Annotated in this window: 16 protein-coding genes and 1 pseudogene; 13 read left to right on the top strand and 4 right to left on the bottom strand. The window is 67.1% G+C overall.

The window, feature by feature from the left end:
- The first annotated feature begins 144 nt into the window (after positions 1-144).
- The 4 genes from RCO28_RS38100 to fxlM all read left to right on the top strand — a co-directional run bounded on the left by RCO28_RS38100 (position 145) and on the right by fxlM (position 6,694).
- Positions 145-690, top strand: a complete 546-nt coding sequence (locus RCO28_RS38100) for an ATP-binding protein (RefSeq protein ID WP_308945983.1) — start codon at positions 145-147, stop codon at positions 688-690.
- Positions 691-1,330: 640 nt separating this feature from the next.
- On the top strand, positions 1,331-4,333 hold the full coding sequence (locus RCO28_RS38095) for a lantibiotic dehydratase (protein WP_308945982.1): 3,003 nt from the start codon (positions 1,331-1,333) through the stop codon (positions 4,331-4,333).
- A 17-nt stretch (positions 4,334-4,350) separates the two neighbouring features.
- Entirely contained in the window at positions 4,351-5,475 is a 1,125-nt protein-coding gene (locus tag RCO28_RS38090; protein ID WP_308946001.1) for a lanthionine synthetase C family protein, read from the top strand.
- A gap of 19 nt (positions 5,476-5,494) precedes the next feature.
- Complete coding sequence (fxlM, locus tag RCO28_RS38085) at positions 5,495-6,694, top strand: methyltransferase, FxLD system (protein ID WP_308945981.1); 1,200 nt, start codon at positions 5,495-5,497, stop codon at positions 6,692-6,694.
- On the opposite strand, the gene RCO28_RS38080 is transcribed toward fxlM, so the two are convergent.
- Together RCO28_RS38080 and RCO28_RS38075 are read right to left on the bottom strand one after the other, a co-directional pair.
- The gene (locus RCO28_RS38080) at positions 6,688-7,134 is read right to left on the bottom strand and encodes a helix-turn-helix domain-containing protein (RefSeq protein ID WP_308945980.1); all 447 of its coding nucleotides are present in this window, start codon (positions 7,132-7,134) and stop codon (positions 6,688-6,690) included. The two genes, fxlM and RCO28_RS38080, sit on opposite strands and share 7 nt — an antisense overlap.
- Positions 7,135-7,673: 539 nt before the next feature.
- Positions 7,674-8,363, bottom strand: a complete 690-nt coding sequence (locus tag RCO28_RS38075) for a GntR family transcriptional regulator (protein ID WP_308945979.1) — start codon at positions 8,361-8,363, stop codon at positions 7,674-7,676.
- Positions 8,364-8,560: 197 nt separating this feature from the next.
- Between RCO28_RS38075 and RCO28_RS38070 the strand changes: the two genes are divergently transcribed.
- The 7 genes from RCO28_RS38070 (at position 8,561) to RCO28_RS38040 (ending at position 17,038) form a co-directional block, all read left to right on the top strand.
- Positions 8,561-9,631 (top strand): zinc-binding dehydrogenase, encoded by a 1,071-nt coding sequence (locus tag RCO28_RS38070; RefSeq protein ID WP_308945978.1) that lies wholly within the window; start codon positions 8,561-8,563, stop codon positions 9,629-9,631.
- 33 nt (positions 9,632-9,664) lie between these two features.
- Positions 9,665-11,086 (top strand): aldehyde dehydrogenase family protein, encoded by a 1,422-nt coding sequence (locus tag RCO28_RS38065; RefSeq protein WP_308945977.1) that lies wholly within the window; start codon positions 9,665-9,667, stop codon positions 11,084-11,086.
- Between the two features lie 13 nt (positions 11,087-11,099).
- Entirely contained in the window at positions 11,100-12,008 is a 909-nt protein-coding gene (locus RCO28_RS38060; RefSeq protein WP_308945976.1) for an NAD(P)-dependent oxidoreductase, read from the top strand.
- A gap of 28 nt (positions 12,009-12,036) precedes the next feature.
- On the top strand, positions 12,037-12,435 hold the full coding sequence (locus tag RCO28_RS38055) for a carboxymuconolactone decarboxylase family protein (protein ID WP_308945975.1): 399 nt from the start codon (positions 12,037-12,039) through the stop codon (positions 12,433-12,435).
- 52 nt (positions 12,436-12,487) lie between these two features.
- The gene (locus tag RCO28_RS38050; RefSeq protein WP_308945974.1) at positions 12,488-13,852 is read left to right on the top strand and encodes an MFS transporter; all 1,365 of its coding nucleotides are present in this window, start codon (positions 12,488-12,490) and stop codon (positions 13,850-13,852) included.
- A 178-nt stretch (positions 13,853-14,030) separates the two neighbouring features.
- The gene (locus RCO28_RS38045; protein WP_308945973.1) at positions 14,031-15,350 is read left to right on the top strand and encodes an MFS transporter; all 1,320 of its coding nucleotides are present in this window, start codon (positions 14,031-14,033) and stop codon (positions 15,348-15,350) included.
- Positions 15,347-17,038, top strand: coding sequence for a thiamine pyrophosphate-dependent enzyme (locus RCO28_RS38040; RefSeq protein WP_308945972.1), 1,692 nt, complete (start codon positions 15,347-15,349; stop codon positions 17,036-17,038). The genes RCO28_RS38045 and RCO28_RS38040 overlap by 4 nt, the downstream gene beginning before the upstream one ends.
- A gap of 271 nt (positions 17,039-17,309) precedes the next feature.
- Here the strand turns inward: RCO28_RS38040 and RCO28_RS38035 are convergent, their stop codons facing one another.
- Positions 17,310-17,759: a hypothetical protein gene (locus tag RCO28_RS38035; protein WP_308945971.1), complete on the bottom strand. Its 450-nt coding sequence runs from the start codon at positions 17,757-17,759 to the stop codon at positions 17,310-17,312.
- Between the two features lie 26 nt (positions 17,760-17,785).
- Between RCO28_RS38035 and RCO28_RS38030 the strand changes: the two genes are divergently transcribed.
- Positions 17,786-18,223: an SMI1/KNR4 family protein gene (locus RCO28_RS38030; protein WP_308945970.1), complete on the top strand. Its 438-nt coding sequence runs from the start codon at positions 17,786-17,788 to the stop codon at positions 18,221-18,223.
- Positions 18,224-18,338: 115 nt separating this feature from the next.
- Here the strand turns inward: RCO28_RS38030 and RCO28_RS38025 are convergent.
- Positions 18,339-18,940 (bottom strand): annotated as a pseudogene (locus RCO28_RS38025) (DNA polymerase III subunit alpha); the annotation flags it as partial.
- 505 nt (positions 18,941-19,445) lie between these two features.
- Between RCO28_RS38025 and RCO28_RS39570 the strand changes: the two are divergent.
- Positions 19,446-19,601 (top strand): FAD-dependent oxidoreductase (locus RCO28_RS39570; protein ID WP_374991326.1); only part of this gene is annotated, 156 nt, incomplete at its 3' end.

The following is a 19,601-nucleotide window of genomic DNA, read 5'->3' as shown; positions in this document are numbered from 1 at the left end:
GCGGATTGTCACCCCCAGGGCTCTGTGCCTTTAGTGATCTTTGACCACCTTGACCACCCGCGAGGCCTTGACCCCATACCCATCACGGCACTTCGGCGGTTCGCTCTTGTACGTCACCCCACACGACGAGCAGGAGCAGTTCGCATGCAACCCCACATTGATCCACCAGTCGCAAAGAAGGCCGCGGGGCTCCAAAGGCGGCTCCCTGGTGAATCTCGGAGCGTCAACAAGGTGGGCAGAGGCGGGACTCAGGACCCCTTCGGCCGGCATGAGCCGACCTTCGAGTTGGCTATCGATGCCGTCCCGAGCGAGGTCAGTAAGGTGCGACACCAGAGCAAGACATGGCTGAAGAGGTCGTGCCACATGCCGTGTGAGCGGGTCGAGTCGGTCGCGTTAATCGTCTCCGAGCTGCTGACCAACGCGGTCTTGCATGGTGCGGGCGGTCGCCGAGTGTTCTTTCGAACCAGCGTGCCGGAGCCGGGGATCCTCCGCCTCGAAATCGACAGCTCGACTCCCACCACCCCACCTGCACCGCAAACGGCAGACGATCTCGACGAGTCAGGGCGCGGCCTGTTCCTCGTGGACGTCTTGGTCGGGGAACTCGGCGGCCAGTGGGGCTTCAGCCCGGACGGCGCCGTCGCGTGGTGCCACATCGCCATGCACAACGAGGTTCTCAGTGGGTCGGCTTGAGGAACGCGGACGCTCCGCCGAGTCAGCGAGGGGCGTATGGCGGGTGAACGGCCGGCGGAGGCTTCGACTCCCTCGCCTTCGATGGGTCGTTCGTCATCCGGTCCGGTACCTGGCCACGCTCGGGTTCGGGCCGCTCCAGATCTTGCTTCTCCCACTGGTGGTCGGAGCGGTGGTCGGGCTCGTTGCGCTGCGCGATGCCCTGGTCGAGTGAGTGTGCGGTGCGTGGTGCTGCGCGCATCGAAGGCCCCGGGCACGCCAACTCGTGCGGCAGCCCTCGACGTCCAGCGGTGCTTGCGTAGCGGGTTGCAGACAGCCGTACGGCAACCCGGCACGGAGATCCCGCGGGACTCCCTGTGCTCCCTCACGCGGGGGCACCACGCCCAACAAGGAGATTCACATGGCCAGTTCAGTGATCGCAGCCCCGTCCGGTCCACCCGTCGAGACCGCCCCCTTGGCCGACAGCGATTGGGAGGTGGAGTTCACGTTCACGCTGTCTCCCGTTCCGATGCCCACTGGGTGCGCGACGGGTGACGGCTGCGCGTCCACCTGTGCTTCGTCCTGCGCGTCGAGCTGACCACCTTGGCGTCGGTGGGGCCCGAGTCGGGCTCCACCGACGCCCCACATCGAGGGAGCAGACCGTATGAGGATCAACCCAACGTTCCAGAGGCACGGGAACACACTCCTCCTGCGCGCGGCGGCCATGCCTGTGAGCGCCAGACCCGAGCGCTGGCCGGCGGTCGACGATCCCGACTCCTGTCGCGATTGGCTCCAGGATGTGTGGCGCGACGACACCTTCGTCCAAGCATTACGAGTCGCCTCCCCAGGCCTGGCCGACTCCGTCGAGCAGATCCTCGTCGGCAACGGCGCCCCGGCCAAGCGAGTCCGAAAGGCCACGTGTTCCGTTGCCCACTACCTTCTTCGCGCCACCGGTCGGGCGACTCCATTCGGCCTGTTCGCGGGTGTGGCTATGGCTGAACTCGGGCCTGCACACGCCGAGTTCGCGACTCACCACCATCGTGCCGTCGCGCGCATCGACACCCTGTGGCTCGACCAGGTACGTCAAGACCTTCTGCGTCGGCCTGACGTCCTTCCCCTGCTCAACCTCCGCATCCACGACTTCGCAGTCCAGCGCGGAGGAACCGTAGAAACCTCCGTGCCCGACGGGCGTCTGGGGACGGCCCGCGTCACAGCGCCTCTGGCCGTCCTGCTGGATGCAGCGACCGGGGTCTCAGGCCAGGTTCTGATCGAGCGGCTCGTGGATGCCGGGGGTACTCGTGAACAAGCACCGAGCCTGATCGGCTCGGCCCTCGACCAGGGCCTGCTCACCAGCGACCTGTCATCCCCCATGACGACGACCGATCCCACCGGCCACATCCTGCGCGCCCTTCGACCGCACACCGAAGCCCTCGACGAGACGACCCTCGATCTGTTGGCAGCTCTCGCCGACGTGCAGCAACTGATCGAAGCTCACAACGGCGCAACGGCACCTGCATCCGCCCGTGAGCTACGAGCCAGCGCCGAGCAGCGGATGCGGTCCATCGCCGATGCGGGCCGCTCGCGCGTCAGCCTCGATCTGCGCCTGGACGCTACCGTGCGCGTGCCCGAGCAGGTTCTGGAGGAGGCTCGATATGCCGCACACGCGTTGCTGCGGCTCACCCGCACCCAGGGGGAGAAGCCAGCTTGGGCCGCGTATCACAGCGTCTTCTGGGAGCGGTACGGATCCGGGTGCCTGGTGCCCGTCCGAGACGCAGCCGACCTCGCCTCCGGTGTGGGCCTGCCCTCCGACTACCCGCAGTCGCTGTGGACCGAAGCGCCGTCGACCGTTCTCCCGCGCGACGAGTGGCTCCTGGCCCTGGCCTGGCAGGCAGTTGCGGCCGGAGATCGCGAGATTCTCCTGACGGACGACCTCCTCGACGAACTCGGTGACACCGCAGAACCCGACGTACCAGTCGCACCCCACGTTGAGCTGGCCGTACAAGTTCGGGCTGACAGCCAACAAGCCGTGGACCACGGCGATTTCACGCTGACCGTGCGACCTGCGTGGACCGTCGGGAACCTCACCGGCCGCTTCGCGTCCCTGCTCCGGGACGACGGACTGTCAGACCTGTACAGCACACTGCCCACCATGGTCGACGGCGCCGTGCCCGCGCAGCTCTCCTTCACCCCGGTCCATCCGCATGCCGAGAACGTGGCCCGGATTCCCACCCTGCTGCCGTACGTGATCTCTGTAGGTGAGCACCGGCCGCCAGGAGCTGAGCAGATCGGCTTGGACGACCTTGCTGTGTTCTCGACCGGCAGGCGCCTGCACTTGGTCAGTCTCTCCCGGCGCCGGATCGTCGAGCCTGTCGTGCTGCATCCGCTCGCGCTGGAGAAGCAGGCCCCGCCGCTCGCCCGGTTCCTCGCGATGCTCGGGCGCGGTTTCGCCACCCACTGGACCGAGTTCGACTGGGGGCCTTTCGCTTCGGAGGCCCCGTACTTGCCCAGGGTCAGGTACCGCCGCGCGATTCTGACTCCGGCGCGCTGGCGCTTGTCCGCGGCCGAGCTCCCCTCGGGCGCCTTCGACGCTGCCTGGCAGAAGGCTCTGACCGAGTGGGCTGTCCGATGGAAGTGCCCTGACGTGGTCGAACTCCGGGACGACGACCGCACATTGCGTCTCGACCTGAGCGAGTCCCTGCACGCCCGGCTACTGTTCCGGCACCTTCAGCACAACGAGCACGCGACGCTCACCGAAACAGCCACGGACAACGAGCTGGCGTGGATCGGCCACGCACACGAGGTCATCCTGCCGCTCGTCTCGACACGCAAGCCGTCACCGCACCCCGATCTGGCGCACGCTCCGATCGTCACCAACCGATCGCTCGCACATCCGGGTGACGACAAGCAGCGCTGGTTCCAGGCGAAGCTGTTCACCCATCCTGCGGCCATGGAGGATGTCCTCACACGGCACCTCTCCTCGCTCATGCAGGAACTCGGCGACCCCGCGCACTGGTTCGTGCGCTATCGGTCCCTCCACGAGGAGGACCACCTGCGTCTCCGTATCGCCGCTTCGGGCCCCGAGGGGCATGCCACGATCACGCGCGCGCTCGCCGCGTGGGCCACTCGGCTCACGGAAACGCACCTCGCGTCCCGGCTTGTCTTCGACGCCTACCGTCCCGAGTGGGGCCGCTACGGCACGGGCGCAGCGATGGATGCCGCCGAGGATGTCTTCGTGGCTGACAGCCTCGCCGTGCGCGTCGCCCTCACCGGTCTGCCTGCCCTCGACCGTCGCGTCCTGTGCGCACTCGGCGTGATCGACATCGCGCAAGGGCTTCTCGGCCTGCGGGAGGGGCTGGAGTGGCTCGCCTCGGCTCCGACTGCGGGCGGGGGCCAGCTCGACGTCACACGTCATGCCCTGCAGTACGCGGTCTCTGAGCCCTTGATCCGCACCTCGCCGAGGTTGGCTGCAGCTCAGGCCGAGCGCCGGGCAGCTCTGTGCTCGTACCGCGGACTCCTGAACGAGCCCCAACTCGAGGCAGTTCTCGACTCGTTGCTGCACATGCACCACAACCGGATCCTCGGCCCCGACCGGGACTCCGAAGCAATCAGCCGCCACGCCGCCCGCCAGGCAAGCCGCTCCCTGCTCAAGCGAGAGGCAGGGCAGTGAGAACCTCCGTGCACGACATGGGTGCCGGGATCGCCGGAACCGCCCTGTACGAGATGCTCCTCGCCCGCCGCAGCGGTGTCTGGGAGCCCGCCCATGCTTCCGCCAAGGCCCTTGCCTCGCGTCCGGTCACCGCGAATCCGAGCTCGGCCGGCCTCTACTACGGCGCCCCGGCCGTGGCGTACGTCCTCCAAGCCTCCGGCAACCCGGCCTACGCTCCCACGCTGGACGCCATGGACCACCAGGTAGCGACCCTCGTGGATCGACGCCTGAGTGCCGCGTACGCCCGTATGGCCAGCGGACGCCCGGCACGGCTACGGGAGTTCGACCTGATCAGCGGCCTGACAGGCATCGGCGCTTACCTCCTGCGCCGCAACAGCACCTCCCTGCTCCAGCAAGTCCTGAGCTATCTCGTCCGGCTGATCACCGAGCCCGTCACCGTCGACGGATACGCCGTACCGGGCTGGTGGGCTTCGGACAGCCCACGCGGACGCTACGACGAGGCCTGGCCCCTCGGCCATGCGAACTTCGGCCTTGCCCACGGCATCGCCGGCCCCCTCGCCCTGCTGGGGCTCAGCCACCGCGCGGGTGTCACCGTCGCCGGTGCGGATGAGGCTCTGGACGAGGGGTGCCATGTGCTGACGCGGTGGGCTCGGCCGCTCCGAGGCGGCGGTACTGGTTGGCCCGAAACCCTCGGCCTCGTCCCCTACCTCCGCGGCCCGCTGATCGAAGTCCGTCCCGGCAGGCCGTCCTGGTGCTATGGCACACCGGGCATAGCCCGATCCCTCCAACTCGTGGCTCAGGCAGGCAACAACAAGACCGCGCAGCACTTCGCCGAGCAGACCTTCCTGTCGTGCCTCACCGACAGCCGACAGCTCTCACGGATCCGCGACACCACCGTCTGCCACGGCTGGGCAGGCCTGCTCCTGTCGGCCGACCGCGTCGCGGCCGATGCCTGCCTCGACGGGTTCGACCGGGAGCTCGTCCGTCTCCACAGTCAGCTCTCCGACTGCATCGTGCGGCACGAGATACCCGAGGGCCCCGGACTCCTGACCGGCGCCGACGGCGTCCTCCTCACCCTGCACACGCTCAGCCCCTCACGCCCCCTCGACCCGACATGGCAGACCTGCCTCCTCCTGTCCTGAACTGACGAAAGAGAACACCATGACCGCCACCCCGACTGCGGCCGAACTCCGCAACCGCCTCGTCAACGAGATCACCACCCATCGCCCTCTCCCCAAGAACGTCGAAGACGCCCTGCGGACCGTCCACCGCGAAGCGCACCTTCCCGGCATCGACCTGCCCACCGCCTACAGCGACCAGGCCATCAGCATCAAGGACAACCCCAGCGGCCCCCTCCCTCTCTCCTGCGCCTCCGTCCCCTCCGTCGTCGCCACGATGCTCGACCAACTCGACGTGCAGCCCGGCGACAACGTCCTGGAGATCGGCGCAGGCACCGGCTACAACGCCGCCCTCCTCGCCGAACTCACCGGCCCTCACGGCCAGATCACCACCATCGACATCGACACCGACGTCGCCCTCCACGCCCGCACCACCCTCAACCAAGCCGGATACGAACACGTCCACGTCATCCACCGCGACGGACTGCTCGGAGCCCCCGAACACGCCCCCTACACACGCGTGATCGCCACCGTCGGCGTCTGGGACATCCCCCACACCTGGTGGCACCAACTCGCCGACAGCGGACGCCTCGTACTCCCCCTGCGCTGGCGCGGCCAAGCCCGCTCCGTCGCCCTCACACGCCACGGTGACAGGCTCGTCTCAGACAGCATGGAGCTCTGCGGCTTCGTCCCGATCATCGGCCAGGACGGCGAACAGACCACTGCACTCGGAACGGGCGACACCGTCCGCATTCACCACGACCAGGACCAACCCGTCGACCCCACCGCACTCGCCCGAAACCTCTTCGCTACGCCGTGCACCGAGTCCTGGTCGGACGTACGGATCGGTGGCGAGGAGTCGTTCGACGGAATCTGGCTCCGCGCCACCGCCACGGACGACCGCGTCTGCCGCATCGAAGTCACCCCGACCGCACTCGACCACGGCATCCGCCGCCCCGCAATCCCCGTACGCAGCCCTGCCCTGGTGGCCGGCGACTCTGTCGCGTACCTCATCAACCAACGCGAAGGCGCCAACCCCGAACGCCCGTTCCGCCTCGGCGCCGCCGCCTACGGCCCCACCGGCGTCGCCCTCGCACGGGACCTCATCACCCACATCGAAGCCTGGGACAGGGAGCGCACCGCGACTCCGGATCTGGTCATTTTCCCGTCGAGTCCCCAGAGCAGCTCAGGGTCGGAGCAGTCCATCAGGAAACCCGAGAGCCGGCTCGAGTTGACCTACTGATGTTCTCTCCACCGCTCTGCTGCATGAAGTCTTCGGCTACGGTGCACCGACCACCTCGCCGCTCCGAACCCAGTCGGTAAAGGGCCTGCGGACTGGCCGACTGGCCGACTGGCCGACTGGAAATTGCGAGCATGCCTTCGGCCGCAATTCAACCGCTCTCGGCGATGATCGGCGACTTCCTGCGCCGTAACCCCGCCGTGCGAGTAGACGTCCGTGCTGTGCCCCACGCCGATGCGGTGGTGGAACAGGTGCGTACCGGAGCGGTCCTTCAGCCCCTCCAACCCCTCGGCCTCGTAACGCCGCAGCCATACGTAGTAGCACTGGCGGCTGATGCCGTAGTAGCGGCAGGTGGCGGCAACACTGCCGCTCACCTCCTCCACATGGCGCAGCACCGCCAGCCGGTGCCTCGCACGCCGTGATAAATCGCGTTCGGTCATCATGCAGGTCTCCTAGATACGAGAGACCCAACTGTCAATAGCGTCCGTCAGTTTTAGAACCGAGGAGAACAAATGGCCATTGACACTCCTGGCCCCGCGGCAATGCAACTCCGGGGTCGGCGACCTCTACGGGCCCTGTTCGGGCTCCACCCCTGCACCGCCATGACCTACCTATGCGCCGCGCACCCGGGCGCTTCCGGCCCGACACCCGACACCATCGCCCCCTGAGACCCGTTTCGGCGCCTTGCCATGCCTTGACCGGCCGACGGGTGGTTGGCCGACACGGAGCAGCGCATGCTGTTCAGCCGTGTGCGTTCGTAGCCCCCGAGGACCTGCTCCATCGGCTGCCCACCTGTCCCTATCGCCGAGGGCAAGGTACCCGTTGGCGAGGCGTTCGGGCACATACCCGATGCTCGGCGCGCCAAGCACGGCGCCGGTGTGTGATTACAACCGTCAGCCAGCCTGGCCGAGTTCTCCTTGTGGCCCTCCCTCGTTGCGTGCCCCTCCGGCTCCTGGCTGTCGCGCAGCGTGAAACCTTCTGCCTAGTCGCCTTCAGGACTCGTGGTGTCGAACGTGGCGATGGCAATGGCGGCCGCATTCTCGACATGAAGCGAGCAGAGAGCCGATACCTCGTCGGCTGCTCGGCGGCGCACCGCGTCGACGATCGCTTCAAGCTCATTGGTCGTCTCTGTGATGCGGTTGGGGTGTGCGAGTGAGATGCGGCGGAGCATTGTGATGCGGTTGTTGAGCTGTGTCAGGAGGGCGGCGATTGTCGCGTTCCCGCAGCCTTCCAGCAGGATCTTGTAGAACTGATTCTTCGCCTGGAGCTGCGCGTGTGCGTCCTCCTGCACGCTGGGATCCCGCAGGCGCTCCACACACCTCGACAGCTGATCGATCTGATCCTCGGTGGCGGCGAGCGTGAACCCGCGACCGGCTTCACCTTCCAGGAGTGAACGAACGCGGTAGATCTCCACCGCGTCCTGCCGTGTGATCACGGCGACCGAGGGACCTCGGTGCAGGATGTGGGCGATCAGCCCTTCGGCCTGCAGCTGCTGTAGCGATTCGCGCAGCACTGTGCGACTGACGCCGAGTGCCTCGCAAAGGTCACGTTCGACGAGCTTCTGACCCGGCTCTAGCGTGCCCTCGAGGATCTGGTCGCGCAGACGGTTCACAACCAGATCCCTGAGGGACACCGCTTCCCGCGAGATGAGCGTCTTTGACGCAGCAGTCACGTGTCCCCTCCGTTTCACTCTGGGTTCTGAGTCTATGGGGGTTCCCCTGATCAATCCAGTTGATGTATGACTGTACGACAATCGTTCAATCAGTCATTTGTAGCCGAGCCCGCCGATCGGGCGCGCCTGGCACTGATCCCGAGAGATTGAAGCGACACATGAACCACACCTCGCCCGCAACGGGGCGATTGGCCTACATGAGCGAACCCGGGCACCTCGCCTATGCCGAGTATCCGCTGCCGGTTCCAGAAGTCGGAGCGCTCCTGGTCGAGGTCCTGCGCGCGAACGTGTGCGGATCGGAGCTGCACATCTGGAACGGCAGGCATCCGGTGAAAAGGCGCGGCGGCCTGGGCCACGAGATGGTCGCCCGCGTGCTCGCCCTGGGAGAGGGGCGTACGACGGACAACCGGGGCGAGCCCCTCTCGGTCGGGGACCGCGTTGTGTACACGTACTTCCAGACGTGCCAGAGGTGCGCCCAGTGTCTGGGCGGTCAGTACAACCTCTGCGACAACGCGTACGAGCACTTCGGCAAGCAGCCCGAGGAGGCCCCGCACTTCCACGCCGGCTTCGCCACGCACTACTACGTCCATCCCCTGCAGAACGTCTACAAGGTCCCCGAAGCGCTCTCCGACTCGGTTGCCGCGGGCGCCAACTGCGCTCTCAGCCAGGTGATCTATGGGATCGACCAGATCGATGTCCGATACGGCGAAACGGTGCTTGTGCAGGGCGCTGGCGGACTCGGGCTCGGCGCCGTCGCCGTGGCAAAGGAGCGCGGCGCGCGCGTGATCGTCGTCGACGAGGTTCCGGCGCGGCTCGACCAGGCGAAGGCGTTCGGAGCCGACCACGTCCTCGACATGAACGACCACGCGTCGACCGCGGCGCGTGTCGATGTCGTCCAGCAATTGACCGGCGGCCGGGGCGCGGACGTGGCGGTCGAGGTCGCCGGAGTACCGGCCGCCTTCGCGGAAGGCCTGGAACTGCTGCGTCGTGGCGGCCGCTACTTGGTGATGGGAAACCTCTCGCCCGGCGCCACCGTGCCGGTCGACCCGGGATACGTGACCCGCAAGGCACTCACTGTCCGTCACATCGACCGGTACGAGGCCCGCTATCTGTGGCAGGCGCTGACGTTCCTCGTCGAGCACGGCGACGACTACCCGTTCGAGGACCTGGGCGATGCCGAGTTCGCCTTCGACGACGTGCAGGAGGCACTCGACAAGTCGCTGCGCCGCGAAGTCACTCGTGCGGTGATTCGCATGAACGACAAGTAGCCCAACCACCACCGAGAACGGGAACTACCCTCCATGCCCGCATCCCTTGAGAACTGGATCGACGGCGCCGCCTGTCCGCCGAGCACGGCGGAGTACAGCACCGGAATCAACCCCTCGAACGGCAAGCCCACGATCGACATCGCGGCCAGCGGTGACGCCGACGTGCATCAGGCCGTGACCGCCGCGCGCCGCTCCGCCGACGCGTGGCGACACCACCCGTCGGCAGAGCGCGGGCGGATACTCCACAGGATCGCCGATTCCATACGCGAGAACGCGGACCATCTCGCCGACCTCGAGGTCGAGGACACCGGCAAGCCGCGCGCCACCGCGCTCGGCGAAGTGGAGAACTCCGCCGCCTACTTCGAGTTCTACGCGGGACTCGTGAACCTGCCTGTCGGCGACGTACTGGACGTCGAGCCGAACCAGCACATCTTCACCAAGCGCGAACCGTACGGCGTCATCGGGGTCATCACCCCCTGGAACGTGCCGCTCAACCAGGCTGCCCGCGCTGTCGCCCCTGCCCTGGCCACCGGTAACGTCGTGGTGCTCAAGCCGGCGGAGACCTCGGGACAGACGACGATCGCGCTCGCTGAGCTCGCGTCGCGGGCCGGTCTTCCCGACGGGGTCTTCAACGTCGTCCTCGGTGCCGGGTCCACCGTCGGCACCGCCATCGTCGCCCATCCGGACGTGCGCAAGGTTGCCTTCACCGGATCGGTGCGCACCGGCCAGGCCGTCGGCAGGATCGCAGCAGAGCGCATCATTCCGCTGACCCTTGAGCTCGGCGGCAAGTCGGCGAACATCGTCTTCGACGACGCCGACCTCGACCTCGCAGCGAAGGAAGCGGTCCGGGCGTTCGCCGCCAACGCGGGACAGGTCTGCTCGGCCGGGACGAGGCTGCTGGTGCAGCGTTCGATCCATGACTTCTTCGTCGCACGGGTCGCGGAGATCGCCGGGAACCTGCGCGAAGGCCAGGACGTGGGGCCGATGATCACCCGCCCCCAGTTCGATCAGGTACAGGAGTACTTCGATCTGGCACGGCAGGAGGGCGCCCACGCACTCCTGGGCGGCTCGGTGAGCGAGCGTCCGGAACTCTCTGGTGGCCTCTACGTACAGCCGACTATCTACGCCGGAGTCTCCCGCGACATGCGCATCGCACGCGAGGAGATCTTCGGCCCGGTCCTGGTCACCCTTCCGTTCGACGACGAGAAAGACGCCGTCTCGATGGCGAACGACTCCGACTTCGGACTCGTCGCCGGCGTGTTCACCAAGGACATCGGGCGGGCGCTGCGGATCTCCGACGCGATCGAAGCAGGACAGGTCTTCGTCAACTCCTGGTCCACGGGAGCCGTCCAGACCCCCTTCGGCGGCCACAAGAAGAGCGGCTACGGGCGGGAGAAGGGCATCGAGGCGATGCACCACTACACCCATCTCAAGTCCGTTGTCGTCGTCTACTGAACAGGGAAAACACATGACAGTCATTCAGTTCGTGGGCCTGGGCACGATGGGTGCCCCGATGGTCGGCCGCCTGGTGGATGCGGGCCACCGCGTCTACGTCTACGACGTCGACGCGGAAGCCTCCCGGCAGGTCGCCGATCAGTCGGGGGCCGTCCACACGGCGGACCCGCGCACCAGCAGCGACGCGGATGTTCTCATCCTGATGCTGCCCAACAGCGACATCGTCTCCACCGCCCTCGGAGACAGCGCCGATCCCGCCTCTCTCGTCCGCAGCCGTCGAGCGGGAACCATCGTCGTCGACATGGGGTCCTCCCGCCCCGATACGACAAAGCGGAACGCCGAGACGCTCGCCGCCCTGGGGCTGGAGCTGGTGGACGCACCCGTCTCGGGCGGTCCCGTGAAGGCGGCGGCCGGCGAACTCACCATCATGGTCGGCACGTCGGACGAGACCATGTACGACCGGGTTCTGCCCGTGCTGCAGTCCATGGGGAGCGCCGTTCAGCGCACGGGACCGGTCGGATCGGCACACGCCCTCAAGGCACTGAACAACCTACTGTCCGTGATCGGCCTGGTCGGCGGCCTCGAAGTCCTCAGCGTCGGAACGAAGTTCGGGCTGGAGCCACAGCTCATGCTCGATGTGATCAACCGCTCCACGGGACGCAACCACGCCACCGAAGTCAAGATCGGCCCGCAGGTCCTCACGCACAACTGGAACGTCGGATTCCCCCTCGCGCTCACCCTCAAGGACGTTCACACCGCCCTCGCACTCGCGGCCTCCGAGGGCATCGACATCCCCGTCTCCTCGGCAGCCGTCGCGATCGCCCAGGAGGCGCTGGACGCCCTGGGGACCACCGCACCGGACCAGTCCCAGATCGGCGAATACCTGGAGAAGCGCAACGGCGTGCGCTTCGACGGCCGCTGACCCGCCCACACCGATTCGGAGAAGAGCAATGAACCAGGAACTGTTCGACAAGGGCCTCAAGATACGCCGCGAGGTCCTCGGCGACGCGTACGTGGACGCCTCCCTCAAGAACGCCAGTGCCTTCGCGCAGGACATGCAGGAACTCGTCACTCAGTTCTGCTGGGGCGAGGTCTGGTCCCGGCCGGGCCTGGAGCGGTCCCAGCGCAGCCTCATCAATCTCGCCATGCTCACGGCCCTCAACCGCAATCACGAGCTCGCCACCCATGTGCGAGGCGCCCTGCGCAACGGGCTGACTCCGGAGGAGATCAAGGAGGTCCTTCTCCAGAGCGCCGTCTATGTCGGCGTCCCCGCAGCGCTCGAGAGCTTCCGTGTCGCCGGGAAGGTGATCGACGACATGGCGGCGGAAGCAGCCACCGCTGACGTCTGACGATCCCCGCCCCGTTCTCGAGCCGCAAGGGCGGCGACCGAAAGGCAAGTCGATGACCACCCTCACCCCCGCACAAGTGCGGCGCAAGACACTCATCTCCGGCACTGTTGGTGCCATCGTCGAGTGGTACGAGTACACCGTCTACGCGACCGCGGCCGCGCTCGTGTTCGGGGACGTCTTCTTCCCCGACCTGGCACCGGGCGCCTCGCAGATTGCGGCACTCGCCTCGTTCGGTGTCGGCTTCGCCGCCCGGCCGGCCGGCGCCTATGTCGCCGGACTGCTGGGCGATCGGCTCGGACGCAAGTCCACGCTGGTCCTCACGTTCTCGATCATGAGTGCCGCGACCGCGCTGATCGGCATCCTGCCGAGCTATGCCCAGATCGGTATCTGGGCGCCCATCCTGCTGAGCGTGCTCCGGCTCGCCCAGGGATTCGCCGTCGGTGGCGAGTGGGGCGGCGCCGCGGTCATCGCCGTCGAGAACGCGCCCAACAATCGCCGCGGGCTCTTCGGTTCATGGCCGCAGATCGGTGTGTCGTCCGGTCTGCTGCTCGGCACCGCGGCCGTGTCAGCTGCCAGCGCCCTCAGCGGCGATCAATTCGCCGTCTGGGGCTGGCGGCTGCCCTTCCTCTTCGCCGTCGTGCTCGCCGGAGTCGGCATGTGGATCCGCCTGAGCGCCACCGAGTCACCGGCCTTCCTGGAGGCGAAGAAGCAGCTCGACGAGGACACCAGCACGCGCAAGGCGCCACTGACCGAGCTCGTGCGATCCCATCGCCGCTCCTTGCTGATCGCGATCTTCGCCCGGTGCGCAGAGGCAGGAAACTACTACCTGCTCACGGTCTTTGTGCTGTCGTACGTGTCGACGACGCTCGACGTACCCCGCCAGTACGGCCTCACCGCCGTACTCGTCGGCTCGGCAGCGAACATCGTCGCCATCCCCGTGTTCGGCCGGCTGTCGGACACCTTCGGCCGCAAGAAGGTCTTCCTGTTCGGCGCCGCCTTCATCATCGTGACAGCCTGGCCGGTCTTCGCTCTGATCGAGACCGGGGCACTCTGGGCGATCACGCTCGGGGTCGTGCTGTTCCTCGCGCTGGGCCACGCCGCTGTCTATGCTCCCCTGCCGGCCTTCTACTGCGAGCTGTTCCCCACGATGGTCCGATACTCGGGCATCTCCATCGGCTACCAAGTGATGGCCATCATTCTCGCCGGGTTCACGCCTTCCGTCGCCGCGTGGCTCGTCCTGGCCTCCGGCGGGTCCACGTGGCCCCTCATCCTCATGGTCGTGGTCTCAACGGCTGTCGCTGTCGTTGCCATGCTGTTCGCCTCCGAGACCAAGGACGTCGACCTGTCCGCGGGCGATGCTCGGCCCTCACAAGCGCGACAGGACCGCCAGACCCCTGCGGGCGCATCGAACGGCTGACGTTCCGGCGTTCCTACCGCGTTCCCCCAGACGCTGCACATCCATCAACACCGCCTCAATCGTTCCGGACGGATGCCGCGTCCGCGGCCTCCGCCTGCCCAAAAGCATCCGTCAGAAGAGGTCAAAGATGACAAATTCGACGATCCAGGGCCCTGTGCGGCGCGAGCCCCTCTCTCCGATGGCACGGCGAGCTCTCCTCGCCGGCGTCGTCGGCACACTGATCGAGTGGTACGACTACGGCTTGTACGGTGCGGCCTCCGCCCTCGTTCTGCCCACCTTGTTCTTTCCCAGCGACGACCCCACCGCATCCTCGCTGGCCGCCTTCGCGACCTTCGCCGTGGGCTTCTTCGCCCGCCCCATCGGCGGGCTGATCATCGCCAACTTCGGCGACAGATTCGGCCGCAAGCCCGTCCTCATCTTCACCATCGTCCTCATGGGAGCGGCCACCACCCTGATGGGGCTGCTGCCCACCCACGAGCAACTCGGCATATGGGCAGTCGTCCTGCTCGTCGTGCTGCGCTTCGTCCAAGGGGCCGGAGCCGGGGCCGAGCTCGCCGGCGCCATGACACTGGTCACCGAATACGCGCCCGAGAGCCGGCGCGCCTTCGTGACCGCCATCCCGAACGGAGCGGCTGCCGGCGGCACGCTCCTCGCGACCCTCTCCTTCCTCGCCGTCTCAGCACTGCCCGAGAGCGCACTGCTCAGCTGGGGATGGCGCATCCCCTTCCTCCTCTCTGCCGTGCTCTTTGCGGTCGCCTTCTACATCCGCCGACACGTCGAGGAGACACCGGAGTTTGAACGCGCCAAGGCGGAAGCTGTGCGCCGCAACGCCGAAGCACGCGTCCCCGTCATCCAGCTGATCAAGACCCAGCCCAAGGAAATCCTGCTTGGCTTCCTCTCGGGAACCGCGCTCAACGTCGTCTTCTACACGCTGATGACGTTCATGGCGTCCTACATGACGAACGACCTCGGGCTCTCGCGCGCCGAGAGTCTGGTCGTCATCGCGATCACGGCCCTCGTCGGGTTCGGCTCAGCCCCGATCATGGGGAACCTGGCCGACCGGATCGGTCCGACGACCTCTTACCGGTACGGTGCGATCGGGCTGATCATCGTCGCCTTCCCGCTCTTCGCGGCCATGCAGACCGGCAACCTCTTCATCATCATCGTCGCCATGGCGGTGACCGCCTTCTTCGTCTACGGGGCCACGATCGCCGGCCAGGGGGCCTTCCTCTCCGGCCTGTTCCCCACGGAGTTCCGGTTCTCCGGGATCGCGGTCACACGCGAGCTGAACACCGTCGCCATCTCCGGCCCCACTCCGTTCATCGCCGTCGCCCTCGTGCAACTGCTGGACGGAGCGCCCTGGCTCGTCGCGACCTACATGGTTGTCGGCGGTCTCGTTACCGCGATCTCGGTGACCGTTCTCAACCGCCCTCGCACGGCCCGCACATCAGCAGAGCCCGATTCCAGCCCCCACAACGACCTGAAGGGTGTCCAGTGACCTCCCCCACGACAGTCTCCGAAGCCGTCGCCGACGTCGTCGCACAACACAGCGACACCCTCTTCAGCCTCATGGGCAACGGCAATGCCCACTTCGTCAGCAGCCTGACAAGCCGCGGTCACCGCGTCGTCAACGTCCGCCACGAAACGGCGACCGTCATCGCCGCCCAGAGCTACTTCCTGGCCACGGGCAAGATTCCGGCCGCGTCCACCACCTACGGCGCTGGCTACACAAACATGCTGACGTCCCTGGCCGAGGCCCGGCTGGCGCGCATCCCTATGGTGGTAGTCGTCGGCGCACCGCCGACCACCGGACCGCGCGGCCAGGACATCGACCAGGTCGGCGCCGCGAGGGCGCTGTATGTGCACACGCTGGTGGCCAGCCCCAGGAACGCGCCGCAAGTGACGCGTCACGCATATGAGGTGGCGGTCCGAGACCGGGTGCCAGTCATCGTGTCCCTCCCGTACGACGTGGTCGACAGTCCAGTGGACAACAGTGAGGACGGAGCGGCCGCCCCCACGGCCCAGGAGGTGTTGCGCGAGGAGGAGTTGCAAGAGGCTCCACCTGTGGGCGAGGACGACGCCGCAGCCGTCGCGGAGGCGCTTGCGCGTGCGGAGCGTCCGCTGATCCTTGCCGGCCGTGGCTCGGTCCTGTCCGGTGCGGGTCCCGTTCTCCGGGAAATCGGGGACCGAGTCGGAGCGCTCTTCGCCACCTCGCTCATGGCCCACCGGATCTTCGAATCACCGTGGGACATCGGGATCGCGGGCGGCTTTTCGTCGCCCCGCGCGGCGAAGCTCATCGACCGAGCCGACGTCGTCCTGGCCGTCGGCGCGAGCCTGAACCTCTACCAGATGCGCTACAACAAACTGGTCGCCGGCGCCCACACCGTCATCCAGATCGACACGCGGGCAAACGCCACCCACGAGCAGGTGACCAGCTACCACCGCGCAGACGCACGGGATTTCGCCGAGGCCGTACTCAAGCATCTGCCCGAGGACAGCAAGTCCGACTGGCGATCAACCGTGACCTGCCCTTCCCTCGGGGACCAGCGAACCTACGAAGACTTCGGCCCGGACGGACGCCTCGACCCACGAGCGGTCATGGACCGCTTCGAGAGCATGCTGCCTGCCCCACGCACCATCACCCAGGACACCGGGCACTTCATGGGGTGGGCAGCACGCCACCTGACGGCTCCCGACCCGCAGGGCATGCTGCTGCCCGGGCTGGCCCTGCAGAGCATCGGTCTCGGCGTCGGGTCCGCCCTGGGCATCGCTGTGGGCCGCGAGGACCGGCTGCCCGTTCTCGTGACTGGGGACGGTGGCTTGGCCATGGAGCTCAACGAACTCGACACGCTGGTGCGTGAAGTCAAGTCTGCTCTGGTCATCGTGCTCAACGACGCCGCCTACGGCATGGAGGTACATCAGTACGGCGTTCGCGGCCTCGACACAACAGCGATGGTCTTCGACGAACTGGACTTCGCCCGCATCGCCACAGCTGTCGGTGCTCAGGGAGCAAAGATCAGGACAGTCGAGGATCTTGAACGCGTTCGCTCGTGGATCGCATCGGGCGCGGAGGGCGTCTTCGTCGCTGACGTGGCCATCTCGGCCGACGTGGTCGCCGACTGGCTGGACATGAGCAACGCATACTACGCATCGACGAGCGAAGCTACTCTGGGCGCCCCTCGCTGACCAACTCATCTGGCCCCGGTATGCATCGGCTCGACACCCGTGCCATGCGACGGGGCACAGACCTCATCATGATCAGCTCCGTCGCCGGGGCCATCGACAGCGACGTCGACGACTCCCGGAGACGCACCACGTTGCCCCGCCGGAGCTCCACACCGTGGTCCGTGTAGGCGCAGGAGCGCGCATTCTCACGAGTCCGTCACCGGTCCCGCCGCGTGGAACGCGGTGGCTGGTGCCACGGTGCCGTCCCCAAATCGGGCGTTGAGTTGGTCGATCACCGCTCAACTCGCAGCCACGAGGTTCGGGATGGATCGAACGCCAGCTGTGTGTACAACTGTGCGGCGTCCACGATCCGTTCCGCGACGAGCGTGACCCGGCGGATCCGGGCACGCTGCAGCGCGAAGCTGTCCAGGACTACGTACGCGGCGGCACGCAGGTCATCGGTATGGCCTGAAGTCCCCGCCCGTGTCCGAGTCCTGGACAGTGTCTCGCCATCGGCCAGCCGCACCATCACCGTGACCGAGCCGGCCGCCAGCTGTTCAAAGCGTAGGCGGGTGCCCAAGCTGGCCGCCAGCCGCGCCGCCGTGGCCCGGACCTGCTCGGGGTGAGCAAGGGAACCGCGATGAAGCACTTCACCGCAGCCCACCCTCACAAGCACCCGGACCCGATCCAGCCTGAAGATCCACGGGCCCTTCCGACGGAAGGCAGGCCGACCGAACAGCACCCGGGCTGCGTGTCTAGGCTTCCCGCATGTGGCGAGAAATTGCAGGCCGGGCATCTTCCCAAGCCGGATTCAACCATCCTGTGGACCCGGCCGACCTGACTGAGGCGGAAGAGCGACTGGGGTGTCCTCTGCCCGTTGAGCTCACCAACCTGCTCCGGGAGACCAACGGCATTGAGGGCCCTTACGGAGAAGGTACGGTCTGGCCCTTGAGTCGCATCGTCACAGATAATCTGCACTTCTGGTCGGATAGTGCGTTTGCCGACCTTTACATGCCATTCGGCGCATTGCTCTTCTTCGGTGACAACGGTGGCGGCGACCAGTTCGCATTCGTCCGCACACCGGCTCGACCCGATGTCTTCGTCTGGGAGCATGAGGACGACAGCCGCCGTTGGGTCGCACTCGACCTGCAGGACTACCTCGGCCGCTCTCTGGCCGATGACGGCGGAGACGGCTGGTACCAGTAGTCGACACGCAGGCCATCGGCAGCCATTGTCCCCGAATCGGCTTTGCGCACCTGCCGAACCCACGGCAGAAGCCTCCTCACACACCCGAACGACCGGTGGGTTCACCGGCACTCCGCTACAGGAATCCGGGAACCCATCCACTTCGGTCGGCGTACGCGTGGAGGCGGGCGCCGGCGGTGCCGTCAGTGAGGGTCCGCTCGGCTTGGGCCGGCGCCGGTGCTGGGGCCGCGTGGTCTTGGGCGGGGTGGGTGCGGGGATGGTGCGGCCGAGGAGTTGGAGGGCGGCTTCGGGGCCGCGGTCGCGGCGGGCCGCGGCGACGTCGTCCAAGTTCCACGCCATCTGGCCGACGACGGTGCGGCGTTGGCCACGCTGTTAGACCGTGCCGCGGACCAGGAGGGGGCCGGAGTGGAAGACGGTGTGGGCGCAGGCGTCGTGGCTGTCTCCCAAGAGGGCGAGGTCGACGAGGCCGGTGCCGTCTTCGAGGGTCACGAAGATGACGCGTTTACCGGAGGGGACGGGTGGTGTCTGGGTGGCGGCGCGGATGTCGGCGACGAGGACGGTCTACCCGGCGCGCATCGGCTGGAGGCGGCGGGCGGTGGTGGCGCCGAGCTCGGCCAGGAGGCGGTGGTGGTGCTCGAGCAGGTGGCGAGAGACGTCGAGGCTTTTGGAGTCCTTTCCTGTCTGCCGTCGGCGAATAGTTCCCTTGGGCAGAGAGGCGGTTCGCGGCCTGCCTTCTACCCAATCCAGTCACCGCACCCTGGGCTGCTCCGTCAGGCCAATATCCACCCCCATGGACCGCGCAGAATCCCCTGATCTGCATCGTGCCACAGAACGCCTTCAGCACCGGCCACGCGATTGCCCCCATGCCGCCGGAGCCGCAGTCCTAAATCCCGCACACCACAATGTTGACACCACCGTCCGGAAGGCGTTCGACCGCCAATCCCCGTCTCCGTCCGCCCCCGACGGCGGCCGCGGCCATCGCTGGGTCTCTGCACGGTCATCCGCCACATCGAACCGCCAGCGTGCCACCCCCGGCCTAGGCAGAATGCCCATTCGACAAATGTCGAACCTACGGGGCAACTCTCCTCGCTGACGCGGATGCCACCCAGCACCGCCCCGCCTACGTTCGGTGCATCGCCCCCGCCACACCTCGGCCTTAGCCGGGCCACTCGAGAAGTTGGCGGCTGTCAGCACACTCAACGGCCTACCTGCAGCAGGTGAGATGAAAACCGACATTGTCGTCATCGGTGGGGGTGCGCTCGGCGCAGCCGTCGCCTATTACGTGAAGGTCCTCGACCCTTCCGTCGAGGTCACGGTCGTCGAACGCGATCCGCGCTACGAGATCGCGTCGACCCCGAGGGCGTCCGGTGGCATCCGG

Origin of the sequence: Streptomyces sp. LHD-70, assembly GCF_031157275.1 — a bacterium.
Lineage (GTDB): Bacteria > Actinomycetota > Actinomycetes > Streptomycetales > Streptomycetaceae > Streptomyces.
The sequence above is the reverse complement of the archived record's forward strand: the minus strand, read 5'-3'. Positions and strand labels throughout refer to the sequence as shown.

Coding starts and splice junctions, on each gene's coding strand:
- RCO28_RS38070 (WP_308945978.1), top strand. CDS start 8,561: ATGAGCGAACCCGGGCACCTCGCCTATGCCGAGTATCCGCTGCCGGTT.
- RCO28_RS38065 (WP_308945977.1), top strand. CDS start 9,665: ATGCCCGCATCCCTTGAGAACTGGATCGACGGCGCCGCCTGTCCGCCG.
- RCO28_RS38090 (WP_308946001.1), top strand. CDS start 4,351: ATGGGTGCCGGGATCGCCGGAACCGCCCTGTACGAGATGCTCCTCGCC.
- RCO28_RS38045 (WP_308945973.1), top strand. CDS start 14,031: ATGGCACGGCGAGCTCTCCTCGCCGGCGTCGTCGGCACACTGATCGAG.
- RCO28_RS38050 (WP_308945974.1), top strand. CDS start 12,488: ATGACCACCCTCACCCCCGCACAAGTGCGGCGCAAGACACTCATCTCC.
- fxlM (WP_308945981.1), top strand. CDS start 5,495: ATGACCGCCACCCCGACTGCGGCCGAACTCCGCAACCGCCTCGTCAAC.
- RCO28_RS38100 (WP_308945983.1), top strand. CDS start 145: ATGCAACCCCACATTGATCCACCAGTCGCAAAGAAGGCCGCGGGGCTC.
- RCO28_RS38095 (WP_308945982.1), top strand. CDS start 1,331: ATGAGGATCAACCCAACGTTCCAGAGGCACGGGAACACACTCCTCCTG.
- RCO28_RS38060 (WP_308945976.1), top strand. CDS start 11,100: ATGACAGTCATTCAGTTCGTGGGCCTGGGCACGATGGGTGCCCCGATG.
- RCO28_RS38055 (WP_308945975.1), top strand. CDS start 12,037: ATGAACCAGGAACTGTTCGACAAGGGCCTCAAGATACGCCGCGAGGTC.
- RCO28_RS38030 (WP_308945970.1), top strand. CDS start 17,786: ATGTGGCGAGAAATTGCAGGCCGGGCATCTTCCCAAGCCGGATTCAAC.
- RCO28_RS38080 (WP_308945980.1), bottom strand. CDS start 7,134: ATGATGACCGAACGCGATTTATCACGGCGTGCGAGGCACCGGCTGGCG.